The organism is Nocardiopsis listeri NBRC 13360, from assembly GCF_001570765.1.
GTDB lineage: Bacteria > Actinomycetota > Actinomycetes > Streptosporangiales > Streptosporangiaceae > Nocardiopsis > Nocardiopsis listeri.
In genome coordinates this window covers 1-20,194 of record NZ_BCSH01000052.1, presented here as the reverse complement: position 1 = coordinate 20,194, position 20,194 = coordinate 1, and the positions used below count along the sequence as shown (strand labels likewise).

The following is a 20,194-nucleotide window of genomic DNA, read 5'->3' as shown; positions in this document are numbered from 1 at the left end:
TGTTTCGACCCTAATCCCACTATGGTAAAAAACCAATCACACTTCAGAACAATAATTTACAGAAGTACACGATCTTCATGGCGATCGACCTAGTGAATGGTTCAATGAGGCATGGCCAGAACCCCAGGACGCCTGTCCTCCACCGCGACCAGCGGCCACATCCTGGAGATGATCCGTACGGGAAGCGCCGCCAGCAGGTCGGAGATCGCCCGCGCGACCGGCCTCTCCCGCCCGTCCGTCGCCCTGCGGATCACCGAGCTGATCGAGAACGGCCTGGTCACGGAGGGCACCCGCGCCGCCTCCAGTGGTGGTCGGCCACCCACGTTGCTGGAGTTCAACGCCTCCCACGGCCTGGTGTTGACCGGGGCCTTGGGCATGGTCCGCAGCCAGGCCGCCGTGTGCGATCTGGACGGTCGGGTACTGGTCCGCACGCCGGGCTCGCCCGACATGGAACAGGGACCCGACGCCACCGTGCCCTGGTTGTTGGACACCTGGAGCGAACAGATCGCGTCCCTGGAACGCTCCCCCGACGACGTCCGCGGTGTGGGGATCGGCCTGCCCGGGACCGTGGAGTTCCACGCGGGTCGGGCCGATGATCGGCCCGTCCTGAGCAAGTGGGCCGGCGTGGCCCTGGCCCCGCTCGTGGCCGAACGCTTCCCGGTCCCGGTCATGGTGGACAACGACGTGAACGTGATGGCCCTGGGTGAGCACATCTCGGGCGGCCACGGCCACACCGACGACATGGTGTTCGTGAAGGTCTCCACGGGGATCGGCGCGGGGCTGCTCTCCGGCGGCAACCTACTGCGCGGTGCCCTCGGCGCGGCCGGGGAGATCGGGCACATCCCCGTGCGCGACGGTGGCGGTCTGCCCTGCCGCTGCGGCAACACCGACTGTCTGGAAGCGGTGATCGGTGGCCGACGCCTGTTGACCCTCGCGAGACAGGAGGGGCGTGCGGTCGCGGGACTGCCGGAACTGGTGACGCTGGCCCGGGAGGGGGATCCGGTGGCCGTCACCCTGGTGCGCGACGCGGGACGACGGCTGGGTGAGGCCCTCGCGGGGGCGGTCAACCTGCTGAACCCGGAGGTGATCGTGCTCGGCGGCGACCTCTCCGGGGCCTACGACCACCTGGTCGCGGGGGTGCGCGAGGTGGTCTTCCAACAGTGCACCGCGCTCTCCACTCGCCGGCTGCGGATCGTTCCGAGCACTCTGTGGGACGACGCCGGGGTTCGTGGATGCGCGGCCATGGTCACCGAGGAGGTCATCTCCCCCGACTCCGTGAACAAGCTGCTCGCGGGCTGAGCGGTGTTTTCGGGCGTCCGTCGGCGTTTCGGCCTGTTCGGGCACCCCTCGTGGTCCACAGGACACACCATGGGTCGTGGGTCTGCTCCCCGATGGACGGATCGGCTCGGGCCGGCCCACGGACGGCCCCTGGGCGGTCTCTAGGACGACCCTTCGGCCTGGAACGGCGGGACGCTCGTCCACAGCCTGTGGACGGCCGTGTCCGACCTCGATCTTCCGGGTAGGTGACGGGCGAGGGCGATCCGACACCGGCCCCCACCGCCCCTCCCCGAGCTGCGCGGTCGTCTCTTTTCGCGTGCCCGGCATGTCATGACACTTGACAAGATGTACCGAACTACCGAATAGTCACGCACCCGAGCACCTCCCCGCACGCTCCCACCTCCGCAATCCTGCCCCGTGCGGCCCCCTCCGGAAAGGCCTCCCGTGGACATCCTTGAGAACCCCGCCGTGCTCGTCTTGTTGGGCGCCGGCATCAGCCTGGTCACCAGCGCCGTCGTCACCGCCCTGCACGCCAGACAGATCCGCCGAGCCGAGCTCCGGTCCGGCACCCGCAACTCCGCCCGCAACCTCACCAGCGCGTTCATCGCCGAGCGTGACGGCGACGGCGACAAGATCGAGTTCCTGCGCGACGCCGAGCTCACCGTCATGTCGATGACCGACCGCAAGACGCGTGAACGGCTCACCGCCGTCGTCCGACTGCTGCGCGAACACGAACTGCCAGAGGTCGAACAGCTCAGCGGCGTCGGCTCCAGTACCGCCAAGCGGGTCCTGTGCGACCACGCCCTGGACGTCCTCGGCGCCCACCTGCGAGCGGACCGCCTGCCAGAGATCCCCTCCGCGATGCGCAAGATGCTGAGCGTGGAGGAAGAGGCCCTGAGCATCCACTCCGGGGAGACGCCCAAGCCCGCCGCACCGATCGAGAAGAGTTCGGTCACCGCGCGCCCCCGGCACACCGGAAGCACGCCCGCCAAGAGCACCCCGGCCCGCAAGACGCCCACCAAGACGACCAAGAGCGGCACCAAGCCGTCCGGCAAGACCGGCGGCCGCACCGCCACACCTGCGAGCCCGGAGAAGGAAAGCGCGTTCTGGGACGACTGACCCCGGTTCGTCACGGGGCACGCGGCTCCACGCATCCCGATCGGAAGCATCCTCGATACGGTGCCGGATCATTGCGCGCGGCCCCACGAGGACGCTCCGAACCGATGTTCCCACGGCGGGTCAGAAGTGATTCTTGCGGTCACACGTGAGAAAGTCGGGCAAGAAAGCCTCCGTGGACTTCCATCCGACGAAGGAAATTGTGCGGCGCAATTGTGGTCAGGAACCGCGCGCATGGGCATCCCGAACGCGCACTCTGCGAGAACTTCACCTAGGATCACTGCCACGCGCGGGTTCTGGTGTCTTAGCCACCCCCTACCCATCGGTGCTGCACCATCTTCCACAGATGCCACGTCTTCCCTCGATGACTTTTCGGCCTGGATTCCGGACAGCCCGCGCGCATCCCCTGCGCGACCTCCGCCATTCCCCGGACCCGGACACGAGGCCCGCTCGGGTCGGTGTCCGTCCGTTGGCACGTCCAGCCGTCCGAACTCACCGAGATTGTCACGATGCCCGCTGACGAGAACTCCGCCGATTCCGGCGTGGACCAGACACCAGACGAGATCCCGGAGAACGACCCCGTGTCCGAGGGCCGGGGGAACTCCGAGGAACAAGAGAGTCCCGAGGAAGCCGAGACCTCGGCCGACGAGCCTCGTGCCGAGGATCCGAACGATGAACCGGACCAAGCCCCGGGCGAGGATACGGGCGGAGAGTCGGCGCCGGACGGTGTGGGCACGCCTGATGGTGAGAGCGCTCCGGTGCCCGCCGACGTCGACGAGCCCGTGGCGGCCACGGAGAAGTCCGGTGAGGACGCTTCACGAAGCCGGGCGGAGGACGACGTCGCTTCGGATGACGAGAGCGCCGAGAGCTCCGAGGCGGAACGGGCCGAAGGCACCGAGGAAGTGACCGGTGAGGAGTCGACGGCCGCGGTGACCGCCGCCACCACCGGTGCCGGGGCCGACGAGGATTCCTCGAACGTCCCCGGGGCGAGCCCCGAGAGCACACCCGGGACGGGCGGCGAGACAGAAGGTGCCACCGCCTCGGCCACCGTGACGACCGGCAAGAAGGGGCGTCGCCGTCTGCGTCGCGTCGTCCTGTGGACCGCGGCATCGGTCGCGATCCTCCTGTGTCTGGGCGCCGCCACCGCCTACGGCTACTACCACTCACTGCGTTCGGAGATGACGCAGCACGACATCGGTTCGGTACTCAGCGAAGAGGACCGACCGGACAAGATCAGCGACGCGGTCAACATCCTCTTCATCGGATCCGATGGATACGAGGAGGACAGCCCCGCCTACACGCAGGAGTTCGAGGGCGAACGCTCCGACTCCCTGATGCTCGCGCACATCTCGCCGGACAAACGAGTCTCGGTGATCAGCTTCCCGCGTGACTCCCTGGTGCAGCTTCCCGAGTGCGACGCCTACGCCAAGACCGAGGGCACCTACGGCTACTTCGGCATGATCAACGCCGCGATGTACCACGGCGGCCCGCCCTGTGTCGTTCGGACCATCGAATCGCTCACCGATATTCGGGTCGACCACTTCGTCCACCTGAGCTTCGCGAGCTTCCGAGACGTCGTGGACGCCATCGGCGGGGTGGACATGTGCATCCCCGAGCCCATGCGGGACGAACGGTCCAAGCTCGACATCGAAGCCGGCCGGCAGACCCTCAGTGGGGAGGAGGCCCTGTCCTTCGTCCGGGCCCGCTACGACATCGGCGACGGTGGGGACATCGGCCGCATCGACCGACAACAGATGTTCATGGCGGCACTCGCCGACCAGGTGACCAGCAGCGACGTGCTGACCAGTCCGCGCAAGCTCAACGGGATCATGCAGGCGGTGGCTCAACACAGCGCCACCGACCATGAGCTCTCACTCGATCGCATGTTGTCCATCGCGGTCACCATGGCCGACGTTGACCTGTCCGACATCGAGTTCCACACCGTGCCCTGGTACCAGGCTCCGTACGACCCCAACCGGGTGATGTGGCACCAGGAGGACGCCGACGAACTGTTCCGGGCCGTGCGCGAGGACCGTCCTCTGCCCGAACTGCTCGCCGCCGATGACGCGTCGGTTCCGCAGGAGCCGCCGATGTCCTCTCCGACCCCGGTGGATCGGTCGGTCGTGGAGGACGGCGAGGCGCCGGAGGGAGAGGGTGCGGGCGGGGATGACGTGACGGAGTCGCCGTCCGCCCGTCCGGGCGAGGGCCGCGACGCCACGTCCAACCCGTGCCAGGACGGGCTCGGGTTCGGTACCGGCGAGGACGACTGGTAGCGGTCACACGAATCGACCTCGACGTGGAGGGCTCCGCCGAAGGGCGGGGCCCTTCGGCGTTCACGGGTTCGAGGGACCCGTGGGTTGGAGGAGGATCACCGGCTCGGGACGTCCCACGATCCGGGCGGGCCGAGCCCGATGTGCGGCACCCGACGCGGGGCGAGTGAACGGGGCGCCGGGGTCTCCCCGACGCCCCGAATGCTCTCGAAACCCCTGGGTCGCCCTCCGCCCCGGACCGGAGCGGGCGGTCCGGGCGAGGAATCGGTGCGCCCACCATTGTGGGTGGGCGCACGTTCGGAATCAGCTCAGGCCCAGCCCCAGGTCCGCGGCGGAGCCCTCGGCCACGGGCAGCTCGTCGGTGGAGACGGGCAACTGGTCGGTGTCGACCCGGGGCTCTCCCAGCTGAGGCAGACCCTGGACGTCGACGAGGTCGCCGCCGGGGGTCTGCGGCAGCAGATCGCCCACCAGGTCCGTGGCACCGCTCTGCGGCAGGGTACGGGCCGAGTCACCCGTGGGGAGCGGCAGTTCGAGTTCGTCGGCGGTGTCGGTGATGGGCGCGGTGACCTCGTTCAGCGCCCCGGCGTCCACGCCGTCGACCACGTCGGTGGCGGCCAGGTCCTCGGAGCCGCTCATCGGGAGGGTCCCGGCGACGTCCGCCGGCAACAGGGTGGTGACCCCGCCGGTCAGGTCGGCGTTCTCGCCCGCGTCGATCCCCACGGGGTCGCTCATGGGGACGGTCCCGGCGATCCGGCCGAGGTCGACCTCGTCCAGGCCGACCAGGTGCGGGTCGGTCTCCTGCACCCCGTTCTTGACCCGGTTCCCCAACTCGCCTGCGGTGTCCTCGACGACGGATGCGTGGTGCCCCAGGTCGAGGGGCGGCTCGGAGTGGTTCAGCGGGAGGGTCTGTCCGCCGCCGCCCAGGGGCAGGGCGTCGAGCAGCCCCGTACCTCCCAACAACCCGGAGAGGGGGTCGACCGCACCGCCGACCGGGGATCCTCCGGCGGCTTCGGTCAGCGGCAGGGTCTCGGTGGCTCCGTCCAGAGCGAGCGGGCCGAGTTCGGTGGCGTTCTCCTCGCCGACCTCGATCGGTGTTTCGGCGGAGACACCGTCACCGACGACGTGTCCGGCGGTGTCGGTGGGGGTTCCGGACTGGTGCTGGACGTCGGGTCGGGCGGAGATCTCGCCGGGCTGGACCTGGACCAGGTCACCGACAGGGGTGGCGACGCCTTCGGTCAGGGCGGTGGGGACCTGGTTTCCCAGGTCTCCCAGGGGGAGGCCGTCCGTGACACCGCCGAGCGTGTCGGCCCCCGCGATCCCGGCGCCGAGGGCGACGAATCCGGCGGTGCCGGCCGCCAACAGCATGGCCTGGGCGCAGGAGCGGGCGGTGTGGAACATGTGTGTCCTTCCAGAGTGGTTCTCGTGTCGGTTCGTTCGGGTGCGGCGGGGCGGTGTCGCGCCCCGTCACGGTGGCCCGTCTCCCTGGCCAGGGGATCGGGGCCGGAAGGCTTGTTCCGGCGGTTGAACCATCGCGCCCCTGGGAGGGGCGAGGTCGGTTCCGGCCGGATTCAGTCGGTCGATCTGGCGGATCACCGGCTGACGTGAACCTCGCAGGAGGTGCGGGGCTCACGTCAGCCCCCAGAGACGTGGCTGGGAAGGGTGCGCCGGTGCGGGGCCGGTCGCGCGCGGTGGGACGCCGAAGAGATGAGGAGCGTGTGGGAACGCTCGGGACGTGGCGGCGCGGTCGGCCTATGGGGTCCGTTAGTCCGGGGAGAAGGTGGACTCGTCCGTGGGCTCGACGGGCGCCGCACGCAGGACGTGTCGGGCGGCCTCGAACAGTCCGGGGGCGGGGGCCGGAGCGGCCGCGGTGGTGAGGTAGCCGGCGACGGTGGGCGCGGTCGCGGTGCCGCCGGTGGTGGGCGCCGTGGTGGGCGCGGTGCCGCCGGAGGATGAGGTGTCGAGGGCGTCCGGGCCGAGGCGATCGCTCTCGCCGTCGGTGTCCGCCGCGTCGGCCCCCTGGACCGGGTCGGGGATGGCCCGTTCGTGAAGAGGCGGGGTGTCCAGAGGTGCCGTGGTCTCTTCGGCCTCGGGCTCTTCGGAGGTCCGCCCCGTCTCGGTGCGCACGCCGGTCTCATCGGAGCCGTCCGCGTCCTCGGACCCGGGGTGTTCGACCTGACCGGTGACCGGGACGAGCGTCTCGGGAAGCTCGCCCGGTTCGGGCAGCGGGGCCGAACGCACGGCCTCGTGAACGTGCAGAACCGGGTCCGGGGTCTTGGTCTCGACCGCTCGTGCGGCCTCCGAGGCACCACCGACCGCTCGGGTCGCGTGACCTCCTACCTCGGCGACGGTGTCACCGACCGGGCCGAGTTCCTCCGCCCGTTCCACGACGGTGCTCGTCGAGGGCAGCGCGGGTTCGGAGAGGGAGAGTTCCTCGGCGTGCGCCGGGGTGGAGGAGAGCCATACGGTGAACAGGATCCCGGTGACCAGTCCCGCGAACAGCAGGGCCCCGCGGAGTGGTTCCGGCCACACGGCGGGACCGACGCCGGTGGCGCCGACCGTACCGTGGTATCCAGACACCGAGGTTTCCTTCCGCCGTACTGTGGGGCCTCCCCGAGGCGTTGCCCGGGTCCCGACAGCCTGTAGGGGTTCATGTGAATGGCACCGGAAACATCGTGTTCCAGATGCTCGACTCCAGGTCAGAGAGGGCTTGCCGCGCTGACTGACCGCGACGTTAGCATGAATTGCCCAACCGTCGTCCGCGTTTTCGAAGTAATTGATCCGACCCACAGACGGGCTTCACAGCGGCCAGATGTGGCAAAACGGGAAAAAACCAACGACAATTCGAGTATTAGCCCTCAACCCCTCAACGGCTCTGCGGAGGTTGAACCACACATGACCGAGATCCCCCAGAGCCACCGGTTGTCCCCCAAGCCCTTGGGCGAGCTCCTCGCGGAGATGCATTCCGGGGCACGAACAGGACTATCCGCCCAGGGACGAGTGCATTCCCTGCTACAGGCGGTGCTGACCATCGGTGGTGATCTGGACCTGGCCACCGTACTGCGCAGGCTGACAGAGGCCGCCGCACAGCTGACGAAGGCCAGGTACGCCGGACTCGGAGTGATCGGCGAGGACGGTAACTTCACCGAGTTCATCCCCGTGGGTCTGAGCCGAGAGCACGTCGAACGGATCAGTCGCTTCCCTCATGGCAGAGGCGTGCTGAGCGCACCCCTGTACGACCGCGTCGCGTTGCGCCTGTCCGATCTGCGCGACCACCCGGAGTTCGACGGGTTCCCCGAGGGGCACCCCGGCATGTCGAGTTTCCTCGGTGTGCCGATCCAGGTACGCGACGAGGTGTTCGGCAACCTCTACCTGACGGAGAAGGAGAGCGGCGAGGAGTTCGACGAGGAGGACGAGGCGATGGTCACCGCGCTGGCCACCGCCGCCGGTGTCGCCATCGAGAACGCCCGCCTGTACGAGGAGACCCGGCTACGCGAACGCTGGCTGGGCGCATCCAGCGAGATCACCACGCGGCTGCTCTCGGGTGCGGACACCAACCAGGTGCTGACCTACATGGCGGCCCAGGCCAGGGAGATCAGTGGGGCGGACACCGCGGTGGTGATGCTGCCCGACCCGCACGCGCGCGGGCACCTCTTCGCGGAGTTCGCGGACGGCCCGGTCGCCCAGGAGATCCTGGGTACGCCGGTAGAGATCCACGACTCCGTCTGTGGGTGGGTGTACGAGTCCGGGGAGGCCGTCACCATCCCCGATCTACGGCAGGCCGAGTGCCCGATGCTGACGCACCGCGGGTACGGTCCCGGGCTGTTGGTGCCGTTGGGCGCCCCGGGGAACACCCGAGGCGTGTTGTTGCTCGGCAAGCTCCTCGAACGGGCTCCGTTCGACGCCAACATCCGCCGGATGCTGCATTCGTTCTCCGCGCAGGCGGGGGTCGCCCTGGAGTTGGCGGACGCCCGCCGCGACACCGAGCGGATCGTGGTGTTGGAGGAGCGCGACCGGATCGCCAAGGACCTGCACGACGTGGTGATCCAGCGGCTGTTCGCCTCGGCGATGACCCTGATGAGCACGGTCCGGCTGATCAATTCCGCCGAGGCCGAGGAACGGGTCCAGCTCACCATCGACGAACTGGACGGCACCATCAGGGAGATCCGGTCCACCATCTTCGACCTACAGAACCCACCGAGCCGGCAGGACACGTCGTTGCGCGGCCGGATCCTGCGTCTGGCGGAGAACACCGCGCACAGCCTCGGTTGTCATCCGGGGGTGGGTCTGGACGGGCCGATCGACGCCTCGGTCCCCGAGGACGTGGGTGAGCAACTCCTGGCGGTGCTCGGCGAAGGGTTGACCAACGTGGCCCGACACGCCCAGGCCTCGGAGGTGCACGTGTCCGTGGTCGTGGAGGAGAGGGCGGTCACCGGCCGTCAGACCACCCTTGCGTTGAGCGTCACGGACAACGGGGTCGGGTTGCCGGAGACGGGTCGCCGCAGCGGGCTGCGCAACATGAAGGAGCGGGCCCTGGCTCTGGGCGGGGAATTCGAGGCCAAGCGCGGTGAGGTCTCCGGGACCGTCCTGACCTGGAAGGTTCCGGTCCCCGACCCGATTCCGGAACCGCACCCCGACCTGTACTGAATCGGCCCCCTTCCGGGCCCGGAAGGGTTGTCCACAGGCCGCGGATCGGGGCTTGGCAGGCGATCTCCGGTCGTGTTCAGTGGAAGGTGAGGGTCACCGGAAGGCCATCCGGTCCCTCCCCGTCCCCGATCAGTGGGAGGTCACCGTTTCCGCGCCCACCTCACCCCGACCATCGGTCCTTCACCGCTTCGATCCGAACACCATCACCGCCGGTGACCCGCACACCGGTAGCGCACTTGCCCGGCCGGGGACGGAACCGAGTCGATCGAAGCCGGATCACCCGAGCCTTCGAAGACGGTGACGACCGGCGGGGTGGAACCACCCGGCCGGCGCCGTTCCCGGTCTTTTGACCTGAGGCTCCGAGTCGTGCCCCGGACCGATCGACGGATGAACACCCGGATACCCCGGAAGAGCTTCCTGCAGAGCGAGCAGGACCGGTGTCCGCAACCACCGGCGACACCGAATCGAGGAAAGACGGGGAACGGCGAAGAACACGGTCCTCAGGTAATCGAGCCGGGTGACCACCGACGCGATCCCTCCGGCCTCGGCGAGACCGGGGTGCGTCGACGCGATCACCACAAGGGAGATTGGCCATGCCGCCGAGCCCGAACACGTACCCGGCGACCTCCTTGGAGGTGGAGGGGTACCTCGCGACCACCCTCTGCCCCTCCGGCATCACCGCGTTCGGCGCGAGACCGGACGCGTACCGCGATGCCACGGCCGCCCTGGTCGCGGCCCACGAAGGTTCGAGCCGCCGTTCCGCCGGTGACCGCACCACGAACGGCATCGTGGGGACACCCCCACAGGGGGACCGCGCCGTGGTCCGGATCATGGGGTCGCCTCGGGGGATGACCGTCAGAGGGGCCGGCGAGGGCGGGCCTGAAAGAGTCCCACCCGGCCGGTTCGTGTCGACGCGCACCCGCCCACCGAGGTCGAGGCCGCGAAGGCACGACGGTGCGCGGCGACCGAGGGTCGGAGCCGCCAGGGGGTCACCAGGGGCACGAACGTCACCGGCGAGACCCTCTGCCCGACCCACGAGAAGACCACCCCGAGTGAGGGGCGGGATCGGCGTTCCGACGAGTATCCCGATCGCGCGACGGCGCCGTTCGGACGCCGGTCGTTCCCCGCGACGAGCGGCCCTCAAGAGGAACGGCGATGCGTACGGAGCCCGGGAGATCCGGGGGCACGGACACCGGACGTCAGTGGTCCGACATGGGCTGTCGCCGGGAAGGTACGTCTCGGCGCGGAGGGAGGGTGGCGAGGGGACGGTGTCCCCCTGGAAGCCGTCACCGGTCGGTTCGATGGTGGTCGAGAGGACGCCGACCGCGACGGCCCCGGGGAAGACGCTCTCGGGTACCGGTTCATCGAGGATGTCCGGTTCGGCTCGTCCCGGATCCACCTCGCGCGCCGCTGTGGAGGTCGCGTCACCATGCCCGTCGCGGGTTCCGGTTCGCGCGGTCGCGGCCCGAAGGAAGGTGGCCACGGGCTCGGGCTGTTTCAGCCCGCGCCGGCCGGCCCGTGCGTCTCGGGCTCCACCAACAGGACGGTCCACTCCGGCGGGCCGATGGTGCCTTCGGCTGTCCGGCACGTGGCCGGCCGGAGGGGTGCCGAAGGGGTGAGGGAGCGAACCTGAGGAGTGTCGCCGACGCGAGAGCCTGGCATCAGGTGTCTCGTGTGGCACGAATGAAACCCTGGCCCGTTCGTTTCGTCACCGCTCCCTGAAACGCTCCATGTGTACCAGGAGCGACGAAACAGCGCCTACGCAATGTGCCTGACGGATCACGGGAGTGACGAAACAACGCAACGAAAGCGCGTCCGAAGCCACCGTCGAAACGGGGAGGGAGGAGGCGGGTTCATCGCCCGGCAGGGCCTCTTCTAGGAGCTGCGTCGACGGCCTACAAGGGCGAGGTCCGGTCAGGTGCGGGGTCGAGACTCCGACTCCGCGGATCCGGGTTCGGAGGCCTCGGGAAGGGTGCCGGACCAACCATCGGAGCGGACGGTGAGCAACCGGATCCCGTGTGCGGCGACCAGAGCGCAGACCACGGCGGTCACCGCGCCGGGAATGCCGCCGGCGTAGGTCTCCTCCATGAACGCCACACCCACGACCGCCGCCGCCACCGGGTTGGCGAGCGTGGTGATGCCGAGCGGCGCGCCCAGGTCCATACCCTGGTAGGCGGCTTGCGCCAGGAAGAGCCCGAAGATCGCGATCACCGGGGTGGCCAGGGTCGCGGGGTGGACGAAGGCGGTGACCCCGAGGTCTCCGAACGCCCACACGGCGGTCCTCACCGTCGCCGAGGAGACCCCGAACGCGACACCGGCGGCCCCGGCCAGCAGGTGGCTTCGCCAGGCCATCGAAGGAGCCCTGCCCGCCGCCCAGGCGACGGCGGAGACCAACAGGACCGTTCCCACGCCGACGAGCACGGAGTCCGACTCCGACATCACCCCGCCCACGCCCCCGGTGACGGTGACCGCGAGCAGGACGCCAAGGGCGATCATCGTGAAGACGGCCCCACGCCATTCCGCCGAGCTCACCCGCCGCTGCTCCAGCCGGGCGGACCAGGGGATACCGAAGACCAGGACGAGCACGCCGAGGGGCTGCACCACGGTGAGCGGGGCGAAACCGACCGCCGCCACCTGGAACCCGGCACGGCCTCCGTTGAAGACCAGGGACACCCACCAGAGCGGGTGCCGCAGCAACAGACCGAGCTGCCGTCCACCCGTGAGCGGCTCGGAGAGCCGGACCGCGAGCCTGCGTTGGGCCACGGCGGCGACCGTGTACGCCGCACAGGAGAGCACACCGAACGTGACCCCGAGCCACATGCCGTAGGAGAACAGCGTCATGCGCGCCATTTTTCCGGTATGGGACGAAATACGGCAACTGGACGGCTGAGGGGGTGGCCAAGGTGGTGGGAGGGCACACCGAAACGCGCGAAGAGCGAGGCTCCCCCGTATGCCCACGGTAGGCCGAGCACGTCGGGCGGGGACAGGTCGGCCCTCACCCCTGTGGACAACCGGCCCCCACCCCGAAGACCGAACCAGGCGGTGACTCGGTGACTCGGTGACTCGACCGATCAGCCGCCGGTGAGCAGGGCGCGGTCGATGACGGCGCCCCCAACGTCCGGCCGTCCGCCGTCCTCCGGGTGGGAGGGGCCGTCTTCGACGCCGGTGGCGGCGAAGTAGCGGCCCGAAGCGGGGAGGAACGCCATCACGGTGGCCACCACGACCGCCGCCACGTACACGACGGTGTGGACGATCCGGAGCACCAACGTGGCACCCGGGCCCTCATAGCCGAGGCCGGCGAACGCACCCGGGCCGGACAGCACTCCCAGCCCCATGGACGCCAGCACGCTCGCCAGGCCCACACCGGTCATCAACACCACGAGCGTCACCCTGGACCAGCGCCGCCCCCTGGCGAACCAGACGACCAACAGGGCGGAGAAGGTGTAGAGCAGCCCGCGGACCGACAGGGCGAGCCACGGTACCGCGGCGCCCTCCGCCAACCCGGGAGCCACCGCGAGGGAGGTCTCGATGATGCCCGCCGCGATCGCCGACGCCCACAGGAACGTGGACCAACGCACCGGGCTCGGAAGGGTTCTGTCCATACGACCGAGTCTTTCGGGTGCCGTCCTCGGATTCCATGGTGGTGATACCACCACCACGCGTGGTGCCCGCTCCCCTCACCGCATCCGAACACCGCGTCCACACGCTTCAGGATCCGTCCGCCCGCTCCACCGACACCGTCCCTCGATAGAGCGACGACACCACCGTCTCGATGTCGGGTTCGCGCAGTGTCAGGTCGACCACCTCGTGGTCCCCGGCCACCTCGGCGATCACCCTGGCGGGGTTGTCCCGCAGCTCCAACCACTGCCTGGGACCCTCCACCCGTACGGCATGGGCCCCGGGAACCTCGATCCTCGGCGCCGGAGCCGCCAGGTCTACCACCAGGACCCGCGGTACCGGCACGGTCGCGCGCAGTTCCGGGAGGTCTCCGTCGAAGACCAACCGACCATGGTCGATCACCATCACCCGGTCGCACAGACGTTCCACGTCCCCCAGATCGTGCGTGGTGATGAGGATGGTGGTGCCCCGTTCGGCGTTGGTCCGCAGCAGGAACTCGCGGATGGTCGACTTGCTCACCACGTCCAGTCCGATGGTCGGTTCGTCCAGGACCAGCAGCCGTGGAGCGTGCAGGAGGGCGGCGGTGAGGTCGCCCCGCATGCGCTGACCCAGGCTGAGCTGTCGGACCGGCGTGTCCAGGAAGGGACCGAGTTCGAGGAGTTCGGTGAGCTCCGCCAGGCGTTCCGCGTGCTCACGTTCCGGCACCCGGTACAGGTGCCGGGTCAGGGACAGGCTGTCGCGCAGGGGAAGGTCCCACCACAGGGTGGTGCGTTGTCCGAACACCACCCCGATCTCCGCGGCCAACCGGGTGCGTCGGCGGGCCGGTTCCAGGCCCGCCACCCGGACGGTCCCCGAGGTGGGGGTGAGGATGCCGGTGAGCATCTTCATGGTGCTGGACTTCCCAGCACCGTTGGGACCGAGGTATCCGACGATCTCCCCGGCCCGGACCGTGAAGGTGACGTCGCCGACCGCGCTGACCCGGCGACGGGTCCGGCGCAGGAACGGGCCTTCGGACAGGACGAAGTCACGTCCCAGACCGACCGCCTCGATGATCGGTTCTCCGGGTGTCTCACGGTGGAGGGTCTCGTTCGGGGTCATCTCTCAGCTCCCGGTGGATCGGTAGTGACGCAACCCGAACCGCCAGGTGAGGGCTGCGCAGAGGCAAAGGAGGACCGCGACGACCGGCCCGAGGTAACGCAGCTGCTCGGGCATTCCGAGGGGGTCGGGGCGGTCGAGGACGAGCAGTGCGGGCTGCCAACTGATGAAGGCCAGCGGCACCACGTAGGTGACCGAGCGGACGACCTCCTGACCGTAGATCGCGATCGGATACTCGGTGAGGGCCTGCCCTCCGTAGGTGAGCGAGTTCGCGGCCTCGCGCGCATCGGCGACGAAGAACTGCAGGCACCCGGTGATCACCCAGATCGCGGCACAGATCAGCGTGCCTGAGAGCACCATCAGGACCGGCAGGCCCACCTTGGCCGCGGACCACTCGACGTCGACCTCGGACAGGGCGACCCCCAGGATCGCCAGGGCCGGGACGACCTTGCCCAACCGTCGCGGTGAGAACTCGTCCGCGGCCACCTGGACCAATGGGGACACCGGCCGGATGAGCATGGCGTCCAGGGTTCCCGACCGGATGTGGTTTCCCAAGCGTTCCACCGAACCCGCGAACATGTCCGCGATCCCGAAGGCGCTCGAGGCCAGCCCGAACACCAACAACCCCTCCATCACACTGAATCCTGCGAGGGCACCGGCGTGGCCGAACAGGATCACCACGGCGCCGACCTGGGTGAGGACGCTGACCGTGACGGCCAAGGACATGAGCACCAGGGAGAGCGGGTACTGCGCGAAGGCCCGCACCCACAGCCAGGCCAGCCGCCGGTAGTCGACGAACGGCCGTAGGAGTGTCGTGGCGGTGTACCGGACCCGACCAGGCCGCCCGCTCCCGGGCTCGGGCCGCCCGCTCCCGGGGGTTCCTGCGTGGTCCTTGGTGTCAGCCACCCTGGATCACCACCCTGCGCGTGGCCGTGGCGGTGATCCAGGCCCCCAGACCGAGCAACACCGCCGCCCACAGCGCCTGGAGGGCCAGACCGCTCAGAATTCCGCCCCCGGGCAGTGACTCCTTGCCGAGCAGGATCTCGGCGGGAATCTGCACCATCGACGCCCACGGCAGCAGCCGTAGAAGGTCCCCGATCGCAGGTGGGAACAGGGGAAGCGGCAGGATCATCCCCGCGAGGATCGGCCCCACCAGCCCGGCGACCGCCCACACTCCACGGCTGTCCAACATCCAGAACCCGCAGAGCGAGTACAGGTAGCGCAGGGCGAAGCCGACCAGTGCGGCGAGGACCACCGAGGTCGAGAACGCGAGCGCGCCCGCGATCTCGTACGGCGCCACCACGTCGAACAGGACCACGCCGACCAGAAAGGTCGGCACCCCGCGGAAGAGGAAGCCACAGGTGGCTCGGCCCAGGTCCTGTGACAGGCACCATCCCTGGAGGGAGACCGGGCGGAGCAGGTCGTTGGCGACCTCACCCGTGCGGATGCGCTCTGCGAGGTCGAGTGAGGGCCCGGTGTTGACGATCATGGTGACCGCGATGAGCATCTGCCCGACGAACACCTGGGTGACGGCGTCGGAGGCGTCGTACCCGTTGATCTGTGGGCGCGCGGAGAACACGGCCAGCAGGACCATCGCGTTGATGGCGCCGAAGACCGAGTTGGTGATGAGGCCTGCGACGAGCGCGGCACGGTAGGTCGAATGGCGGCGTAGCCCTCGGGCGTACACCGCGAAGTGGACACGCATGGGCGCGACTCCCCTTGACGGCTGAAGAACGTGCAATCGGCACGTCCCTGGGCCAGGGGGCCAGGTCCGGGTCGCCTAGAGGAAGCGACGCTAGCACAGCGGACAACGCCTCCACCCGTGATTTCGGAAGGTCCGGGAACGGTGGGACGCGTGGGTTCTCCTCGACGTACCGCGGTCAGCCGCGGCCCGCGAAGGGCATCTCCCGGGCCATCACCGTCAAGGTGGGCACGTTGACGTCCAACGGTAGGGACACGATGTGCGCGATGGTGTCGGCGACGTGCGCGGCGTCGATGGTGGGCTCGGGGCGCACCGAACCGTCGGCTTGGCGGGCGTTGGCGCCGAACCCCGCCGTCATCGCGGTGGCGGCGTTGCCGATGTCGATCTGGGTGCACGCGATGCCGTGACCACGCAGGTCCAGGTTCATGGACGCGGTGAGTCCACTGATGGCGTGCTTGCTCACGGTGTACGCCACGCTCGACGGTCGGGGCACCTGCGCCGAGATGGACCCGTTGTTGATGATCCGGCCACCCCGGGGTTCTTGGTCCCGCATGACCAACGAGGCCTCTCGGGCGCAGTACAGCGCCCCGGTGACGTTGGTGTCCAGGACCTCACGCCAGTCCTCGTCGGTGATCTCCTCCACCGACGCCGCCGGCCCGAACACACCGGCGTTGTTGAACAGCACGTCCACGCGACCGTGTCGTTCGCGCACCTCCCGGAACAACGATCGCACCGAGTCGGATGAGGTCACGTCGGTCTCCACGACGATCGCCCCGGGACGGCCCTCCGCGGTCTCCGCCAAGGTGGTGGCACGACGGCCCGCCAGGACCACCGAATGACCGTCGTCGAGGAGACGTCGCGCGGTGACACGACCGATCCCCGCGCCGGCCCCGGTGATCACGATGACCCTGTGGTCGCCCCTGTCGTCGCCCTTGTGGTCACCGGCATCGCTCCTGGTTTCGCTCATGCCCGTCCCTCGCTCCCGCTTCCGCGTGCTCGATCCGTCTTCTCGGTGTTCTCGGTCCGCGGAACGGGAGGCTATCGGCCCCGGGGCACATCCTCTCCTCAGGCCCCCTCGGCGCACTCGAAGAACCACGCCACGGCCACCGCGCCCGGATCGAGCACGTCCTGCGCGCGTTCGCCCAGGTAGCTGGCTCGTCCGCGGTGCGCGATCATCCCACCGGTGGAGTCCGCGCCCGCGCGGGCGGCCCGCGCCGCGTCCGCCACCGCATCCCGCCAGACGCCCGTGGAGGTCTCGGTGAGCGCGTCGGTCGCCGGCGCCATCGCGTCCACCATGGTCTTGTGCCCCACCTCGGCCTTGCCGAGCCTGCGCACCGCCCCGGTGGCCCTGCCGAAGGCCGCGCCCAACTCCGGCACGTCCCAGGGCGCGAAGGGTCCCGAACCGAGTCGACCGAACCACAGCCCGAACAGCGGACCACTGGTTCCGCCGGAGGCGAGGAAGGCGTCGGACACGGTCTGGAACACCTGGGCCGGGTGTTCGCCCTCGATCCCCGCCAACCCCTCCCGGCCCCGCTTGAGCGCGGAGGAGATGTTCCATCCGAAGTCGCCGTCACCGGCCTTCCGGTCGAGTTCGGTGAGTTCGTCGGCGTCGGCGATCACCCGTTCGGCGAACGCGAGCAGCCACGCCTTGGCCTCCGCGCCGGTCAGGTCGGCCGCGTTCCCATCACCCGTCATGTCCACCACTCCCGTCACCACACCAGCGCCGGGGTACGCACCGGCGCGTCCCAGAACTTCACCAGATCGTCGGTCAACGCCGTGAGCGTGATCGACAACCCCTTCATGTCCAACGACGTCACGTACGGTCCGACCAGGGATCGGGCGACGCCGATCCCCCGCCCGTCCAGGACCCGTCGGGTCTCGCGGGCCGCGACTCCGAGTTCGAGTCCGTGGGTGGCGCCCAGGCCGTTGACGATCGCCAGGACCGAGTCGCCACGGCGCAGACCCACCGACTCCACCAGGGGTGTGACCAGGCTCTCCACGAGTTCCGCCGCACCGGTGGTCGATCTGGTCTCGATGCCGCGTTCACCGTGGATGCCCACGCCGAACTCCATCTCTCCGGGTTCCAGGTCGAAGGAGCGTCGTCCGGTCATCGGGTTGGTGCACGCCTCGAACGAGACACCGAGCGTCGCCGACCGCGCCACCACCTGCCGGCCCAGTTCCCGCACTTCGTCGAGGGGTGCACCCGCCTCGGCCGCCGCTCCGCAGATCTTCTCGACCGCGACCACGGCGGCGGTTCCGCGCCGGCCGGGTCCTCCCTCGTCCTCCTTCTGCGTGGCCAGGTCGTCATCGACCAACACCTGTTCGACCCGATGCGTCTCGGAGAGGAGCTCGGCGGCGATGGAAAAATTGAGAACGTCCCCGGTGTAGTTCTTGACCACCATGACCGTCCCCTCGCCGGTGTCGGCGGCCTGGATCGCCGCGCGCACCTGAAGGGCCGTGGGACTGGCGAAGACGTCCCCCGGCACGGCCGCGTCGAGCATGCCTTGACCGACGAAGCCGGTGTGCAGGGGTTCGTGCCCGGAACCACCGCCCGACACCAGCGCGACCTTGCCCGTGGTGGGCACGCGCCGGGTGACGAACAGTGGATCGGTGCGCACGTCGACCAGGCCGCCGTGGGCTTCGACGAGCCCCTCCAACGCCTGTTCGACGAGGGTCTCGCGCTCGTTCATGAAGAACCGGCTCATGCCGCCTCCCGGATCGTCGAGGTTCTGACGGGGCGCCGCGCCATGGGCCTGGCACGGCGTCCCGCCCACACGACCTACCCGCTTTCGACGACTCCCCACTCCGGGGACCTCCCGCCGGTCGGATCCGATCGTGGCCGACCGACCCACCATGGCGGCCCCGATCCGGCCGGTCGGCCGGCCCACCGACCGATGCGCCGCGCCCCTCCCCCGACGGAGACTGGAGTCCGCCGGCACCGGCCGGACCGGGAGCACATCGATCGAGATCGGCCGAGATAAGGACACGTCGACATGTCGGCACCGACGGACGGTTCCACCGGTTCCGTGATTCCACCGAGGGCGGCCCGCAAACTCGCCCCCGACCTGGCCGCGGCGTCATGCTGCTGCTCATCGCCATGGCCTACGCCGGTGTGTACGCCGGGGTCGGCTTCGGGGTGGACGTGTCCGGCGAACCCGCCCGGGATCGACTCGCCGCCCTGTTCACCACGCTCTTCCTGGACAACCGTTCCTTCCCGATGTTCGCCATCCTGTTCGGTTACGGGATGGCCTGGATGGTCTCCCGGCAGCGCGCCAAGGGCACCTCCGACCGGGAAGTCCGCAGGCTGCTGCGCCGACGGGGCTTCTTCCTGCTGCTGTTCGGTGCCGTGCACGCCCTCCTCGTCTTCCCCGGCGAGATCCTCACGTCCTATGGCCTGGCGGCTCTGGTCACCGGTTGGCTGCTGCTGCGTTCCGAGAAGGCGATCGTGCGGGCGGCGGTGGTGTTCGCGGTGTTCTACGCGATCACCGTGCCGGTCGCGATGGTCGGGATGAGCGTGGGCAGCGCGACGCAGGGACCGGAGGCGTTCGCGCTGCCCGGGTACCTGACCGTCGAGGACTGGATCGGTCGTGTGGTGGGGTTGCCCTTCGGCCCGGTGTTCATCGCCTTCGCGTACCCACTGCTGCTCTTGGTGGTCCTGGGCTACCGGGCGGGCCGCGCCGGGCTGTTGGACGACCCGGCCGGGACACCGCCGCCTCGATCCCGGCCCCGGCGAAGCCCTTGTCACACACGATCGGAGTGGGCCCTGGGGCGGGAGGTTGCGCGTGCAGCAGGTGCAGGGCCTGTTCACGCTCGTCCAGCTCTTCGGGGTGGGCCAGGCCGAACGCGCACACCGCACCATCGGCGGTGGTGATCAGTACCAGCTTGGCGCCCCGGTAGAAGGCGTGCTGGGAGGCGCCCATCCCATACCCGGCGATCTGGCCCAGGTCGGAGCGGTGGACGGTGACCCGCGAGGCTCCGCATCGGACGGAGGTGCCATCCAGCAACCGGAGTTCCTCGTGCCGGGTAGGGGTTGCTCGGGCCGACCACATCGTCGCTTTGAGCAGGATCGGGGCCGGGTTCCGCAGGTGACGGTCGTACTCCGGTTGGCAGGGCAGACGGGGGAACAGGTGCCCGATCTGGTGCGGGGCGGCCCGCACCCAGTGGTGTTCGGAACCGTGGCGCAGCCGAACCTGGGCGATGGCCACGCACACCGGTTCGGCGTCGGTGAGCAGCGGTTTCGGTCCACGTTCGCGGGGTTGTTCCCGGGAAGGGATCACCTCATCGTCCAGGTGGACGTAGAGTGCTGTCAGAAGGGCGTCAAGGTCATTGGTCACACTCTGATCCTCGACGCCCTTCGCTGTGTTCGCAGGAGTTCCGAGAAACCCCCTCAACGCTCTAGATGGGTGATTCCAAGGGGTGGGTGTGGGGTGTGGCCGGTGGGGCGCCTGGGGTCGGGAGTCTTGGGGTTGTC

At 69.4% G+C, this 20,194-nt stretch carries 15 protein-coding genes and 1 pseudogene; 4 read left to right on the top strand and 12 right to left on the bottom strand.

The annotated features are described in order from the left end of the window. The first annotated feature begins 111 nt into the window (after nucleotides 1-111). The 3 genes from NLI01S_RS16865 (at nucleotide 112) to NLI01S_RS16855 (ending at nucleotide 4,667) form a co-directional block, all read left to right on the top strand. The gene (locus NLI01S_RS16865) at nucleotides 112-1,299 is read left to right on the top strand and encodes an ROK family transcriptional regulator (RefSeq protein WP_067605584.1); all 1,188 of its coding nucleotides are present in this window, start codon (nucleotides 112-114) and stop codon (nucleotides 1,297-1,299) included. Between the two features lie 423 nt (nucleotides 1,300-1,722). Next, entirely contained in the window at nucleotides 1,723-2,397 is a 675-nt protein-coding gene (locus NLI01S_RS16860; protein WP_067605581.1) for a hypothetical protein, read from the top strand. A 506-nt stretch (nucleotides 2,398-2,903) separates the two neighbouring features. Further along, nucleotides 2,904-4,667 (top strand): LCP family glycopolymer transferase, encoded by a 1,764-nt coding sequence (locus NLI01S_RS16855; RefSeq protein ID WP_067605706.1) that lies wholly within the window; start codon nucleotides 2,904-2,906, stop codon nucleotides 4,665-4,667. A gap of 300 nt (nucleotides 4,668-4,967) precedes the next feature. Here NLI01S_RS16855 and NLI01S_RS16850 read toward each other — a convergent pair whose 3' ends face one another. Both NLI01S_RS16850 and NLI01S_RS16845 read right to left on the bottom strand, forming a co-directional pair. Continuing rightward, nucleotides 4,968-6,062, bottom strand: coding sequence for a hypothetical protein (locus NLI01S_RS16850; RefSeq protein ID WP_067605574.1), 1,095 nt, complete (start codon nucleotides 6,060-6,062; stop codon nucleotides 4,968-4,970). 363 nt (nucleotides 6,063-6,425) lie between these two features. Continuing rightward, complete coding sequence (locus NLI01S_RS16845; RefSeq protein WP_067605572.1) at nucleotides 6,426-7,241, bottom strand: hypothetical protein; 816 nt, start codon at nucleotides 7,239-7,241, stop codon at nucleotides 6,426-6,428. Between the two features lie 315 nt (nucleotides 7,242-7,556). On the opposite strand from NLI01S_RS16845, the gene NLI01S_RS16840 reads away from it, so the two are divergent. After that, nucleotides 7,557-9,308, top strand: coding sequence for a GAF domain-containing sensor histidine kinase (locus NLI01S_RS16840; protein WP_067605570.1), 1,752 nt, complete (start codon nucleotides 7,557-7,559; stop codon nucleotides 9,306-9,308). Between the two features lie 1,914 nt (nucleotides 9,309-11,222). Here the strand turns inward: NLI01S_RS16840 and NLI01S_RS16835 are convergent. The 10 genes and pseudogenes from NLI01S_RS16835 to NLI01S_RS26795 all read right to left on the bottom strand — a co-directional run. Then, complete coding sequence (locus tag NLI01S_RS16835) at nucleotides 11,223-12,149, bottom strand: DMT family transporter (RefSeq protein ID WP_223809278.1); 927 nt, start codon at nucleotides 12,147-12,149, stop codon at nucleotides 11,223-11,225. A 230-nt stretch (nucleotides 12,150-12,379) separates the two neighbouring features. Further along, nucleotides 12,380-12,910 (bottom strand): hypothetical protein, encoded by a 531-nt coding sequence (locus tag NLI01S_RS16830; RefSeq protein ID WP_223809277.1) that lies wholly within the window; start codon nucleotides 12,908-12,910, stop codon nucleotides 12,380-12,382. A gap of 106 nt (nucleotides 12,911-13,016) precedes the next feature. Beyond that, complete coding sequence (locus tag NLI01S_RS16825) at nucleotides 13,017-14,024, bottom strand: ABC transporter ATP-binding protein (RefSeq protein WP_067605568.1); 1,008 nt, start codon at nucleotides 14,022-14,024, stop codon at nucleotides 13,017-13,019. A gap of 3 nt (nucleotides 14,025-14,027) precedes the next feature. Beyond that, nucleotides 14,028-14,801 (bottom strand): ABC transporter permease, encoded by a 774-nt coding sequence (locus tag NLI01S_RS16820; protein ID WP_067605700.1) that lies wholly within the window; start codon nucleotides 14,799-14,801, stop codon nucleotides 14,028-14,030. A gap of 118 nt (nucleotides 14,802-14,919) precedes the next feature. After that, the gene (locus tag NLI01S_RS16815; protein ID WP_067605565.1) at nucleotides 14,920-15,726 is read right to left on the bottom strand and encodes an ABC transporter permease; all 807 of its coding nucleotides are present in this window, start codon (nucleotides 15,724-15,726) and stop codon (nucleotides 14,920-14,922) included. Nucleotides 15,727-15,901: 175 nt separating this feature from the next. Next, a complete protein-coding gene (locus tag NLI01S_RS16810) occupies nucleotides 15,902-16,690 on the bottom strand; it encodes an SDR family oxidoreductase (RefSeq protein ID WP_067605561.1) in 789 nt (262 codons plus the stop codon). A gap of 98 nt (nucleotides 16,691-16,788) precedes the next feature. Further along, nucleotides 16,789-17,418: a DAK2 domain-containing protein gene (locus NLI01S_RS16805; protein WP_190318497.1), complete on the bottom strand. Its 630-nt coding sequence runs from the start codon at nucleotides 17,416-17,418 to the stop codon at nucleotides 16,789-16,791. Nucleotides 17,419-17,432: 14 nt separating this feature from the next. Continuing rightward, nucleotides 17,433-18,428: a dihydroxyacetone kinase subunit DhaK gene (locus NLI01S_RS16800; protein WP_067605559.1), complete on the bottom strand. Its 996-nt coding sequence runs from the start codon at nucleotides 18,426-18,428 to the stop codon at nucleotides 17,433-17,435. Nucleotides 18,429-19,197: 769 nt separating this feature from the next. Further along, nucleotides 19,198-19,344 carry a hypothetical protein gene (locus tag NLI01S_RS26800; RefSeq protein ID WP_449289445.1) on the bottom strand — a complete coding sequence of 49 codons (147 nt, stop codon included), beginning with the start codon at nucleotides 19,342-19,344 and terminating at the stop codon, nucleotides 19,198-19,200. A gap of 56 nt (nucleotides 19,345-19,400) precedes the next feature. After that, nucleotides 19,401-20,057: pseudogene (locus NLI01S_RS26795) on the bottom strand (hypothetical protein); the annotation flags it as partial. Between the last annotated feature and the right edge of the window lie 137 nt (nucleotides 20,058-20,194).

Bases quoted from the DNA above. Each gene is read 5' to 3' on its own strand.
- NLI01S_RS16865 (WP_067605584.1), top strand. From the start codon at position 112: ATGGCCAGAACCCCAGGACGCCTGTCCTCCACCGCGACCAGCGGCCAC.
- NLI01S_RS16855 (WP_067605706.1), top strand. From the start codon at position 2,904: ATGCCCGCTGACGAGAACTCCGCCGATTCCGGCGTGGACCAGACACCA.
- NLI01S_RS16850 (WP_067605574.1), bottom strand. From the start codon at position 6,062: ATGTTCCACACCGCCCGCTCCTGCGCCCAGGCCATGCTGTTGGCGGCC.
- NLI01S_RS16840 (WP_067605570.1), top strand. From the start codon at position 7,557: ATGACCGAGATCCCCCAGAGCCACCGGTTGTCCCCCAAGCCCTTGGGC.
- NLI01S_RS16835 (WP_223809278.1), bottom strand. From the start codon at position 12,149: ATGACGCTGTTCTCCTACGGCATGTGGCTCGGGGTCACGTTCGGTGTG.
- NLI01S_RS16830 (WP_223809277.1), bottom strand. From the start codon at position 12,910: ATGGACAGAACCCTTCCGAGCCCGGTGCGTTGGTCCACGTTCCTGTGG.
- NLI01S_RS16825 (WP_067605568.1), bottom strand. From the start codon at position 14,024: ATGACCCCGAACGAGACCCTCCACCGTGAGACACCCGGAGAACCGATC.
- NLI01S_RS16815 (WP_067605565.1), bottom strand. From the start codon at position 15,726: ATGCGTGTCCACTTCGCGGTGTACGCCCGAGGGCTACGCCGCCATTCG.
- NLI01S_RS16810 (WP_067605561.1), bottom strand. From the start codon at position 16,690: ATGAGCGAAACCAGGAGCGATGCCGGTGACCACAAGGGCGACGACAGG.
- NLI01S_RS16805 (WP_190318497.1), bottom strand. From the start codon at position 17,418: ATGACGGGTGATGGGAACGCGGCCGACCTGACCGGCGCGGAGGCCAAG.
- NLI01S_RS16800 (WP_067605559.1), bottom strand. From the start codon at position 18,428: ATGAGCCGGTTCTTCATGAACGAGCGCGAGACCCTCGTCGAACAGGCG.
- NLI01S_RS26800 (WP_449289445.1), bottom strand. From the start codon at position 19,344: ATGAACACCGGGCCGAAGGGCAACCCCACCACACGACCGATCCAGTCC.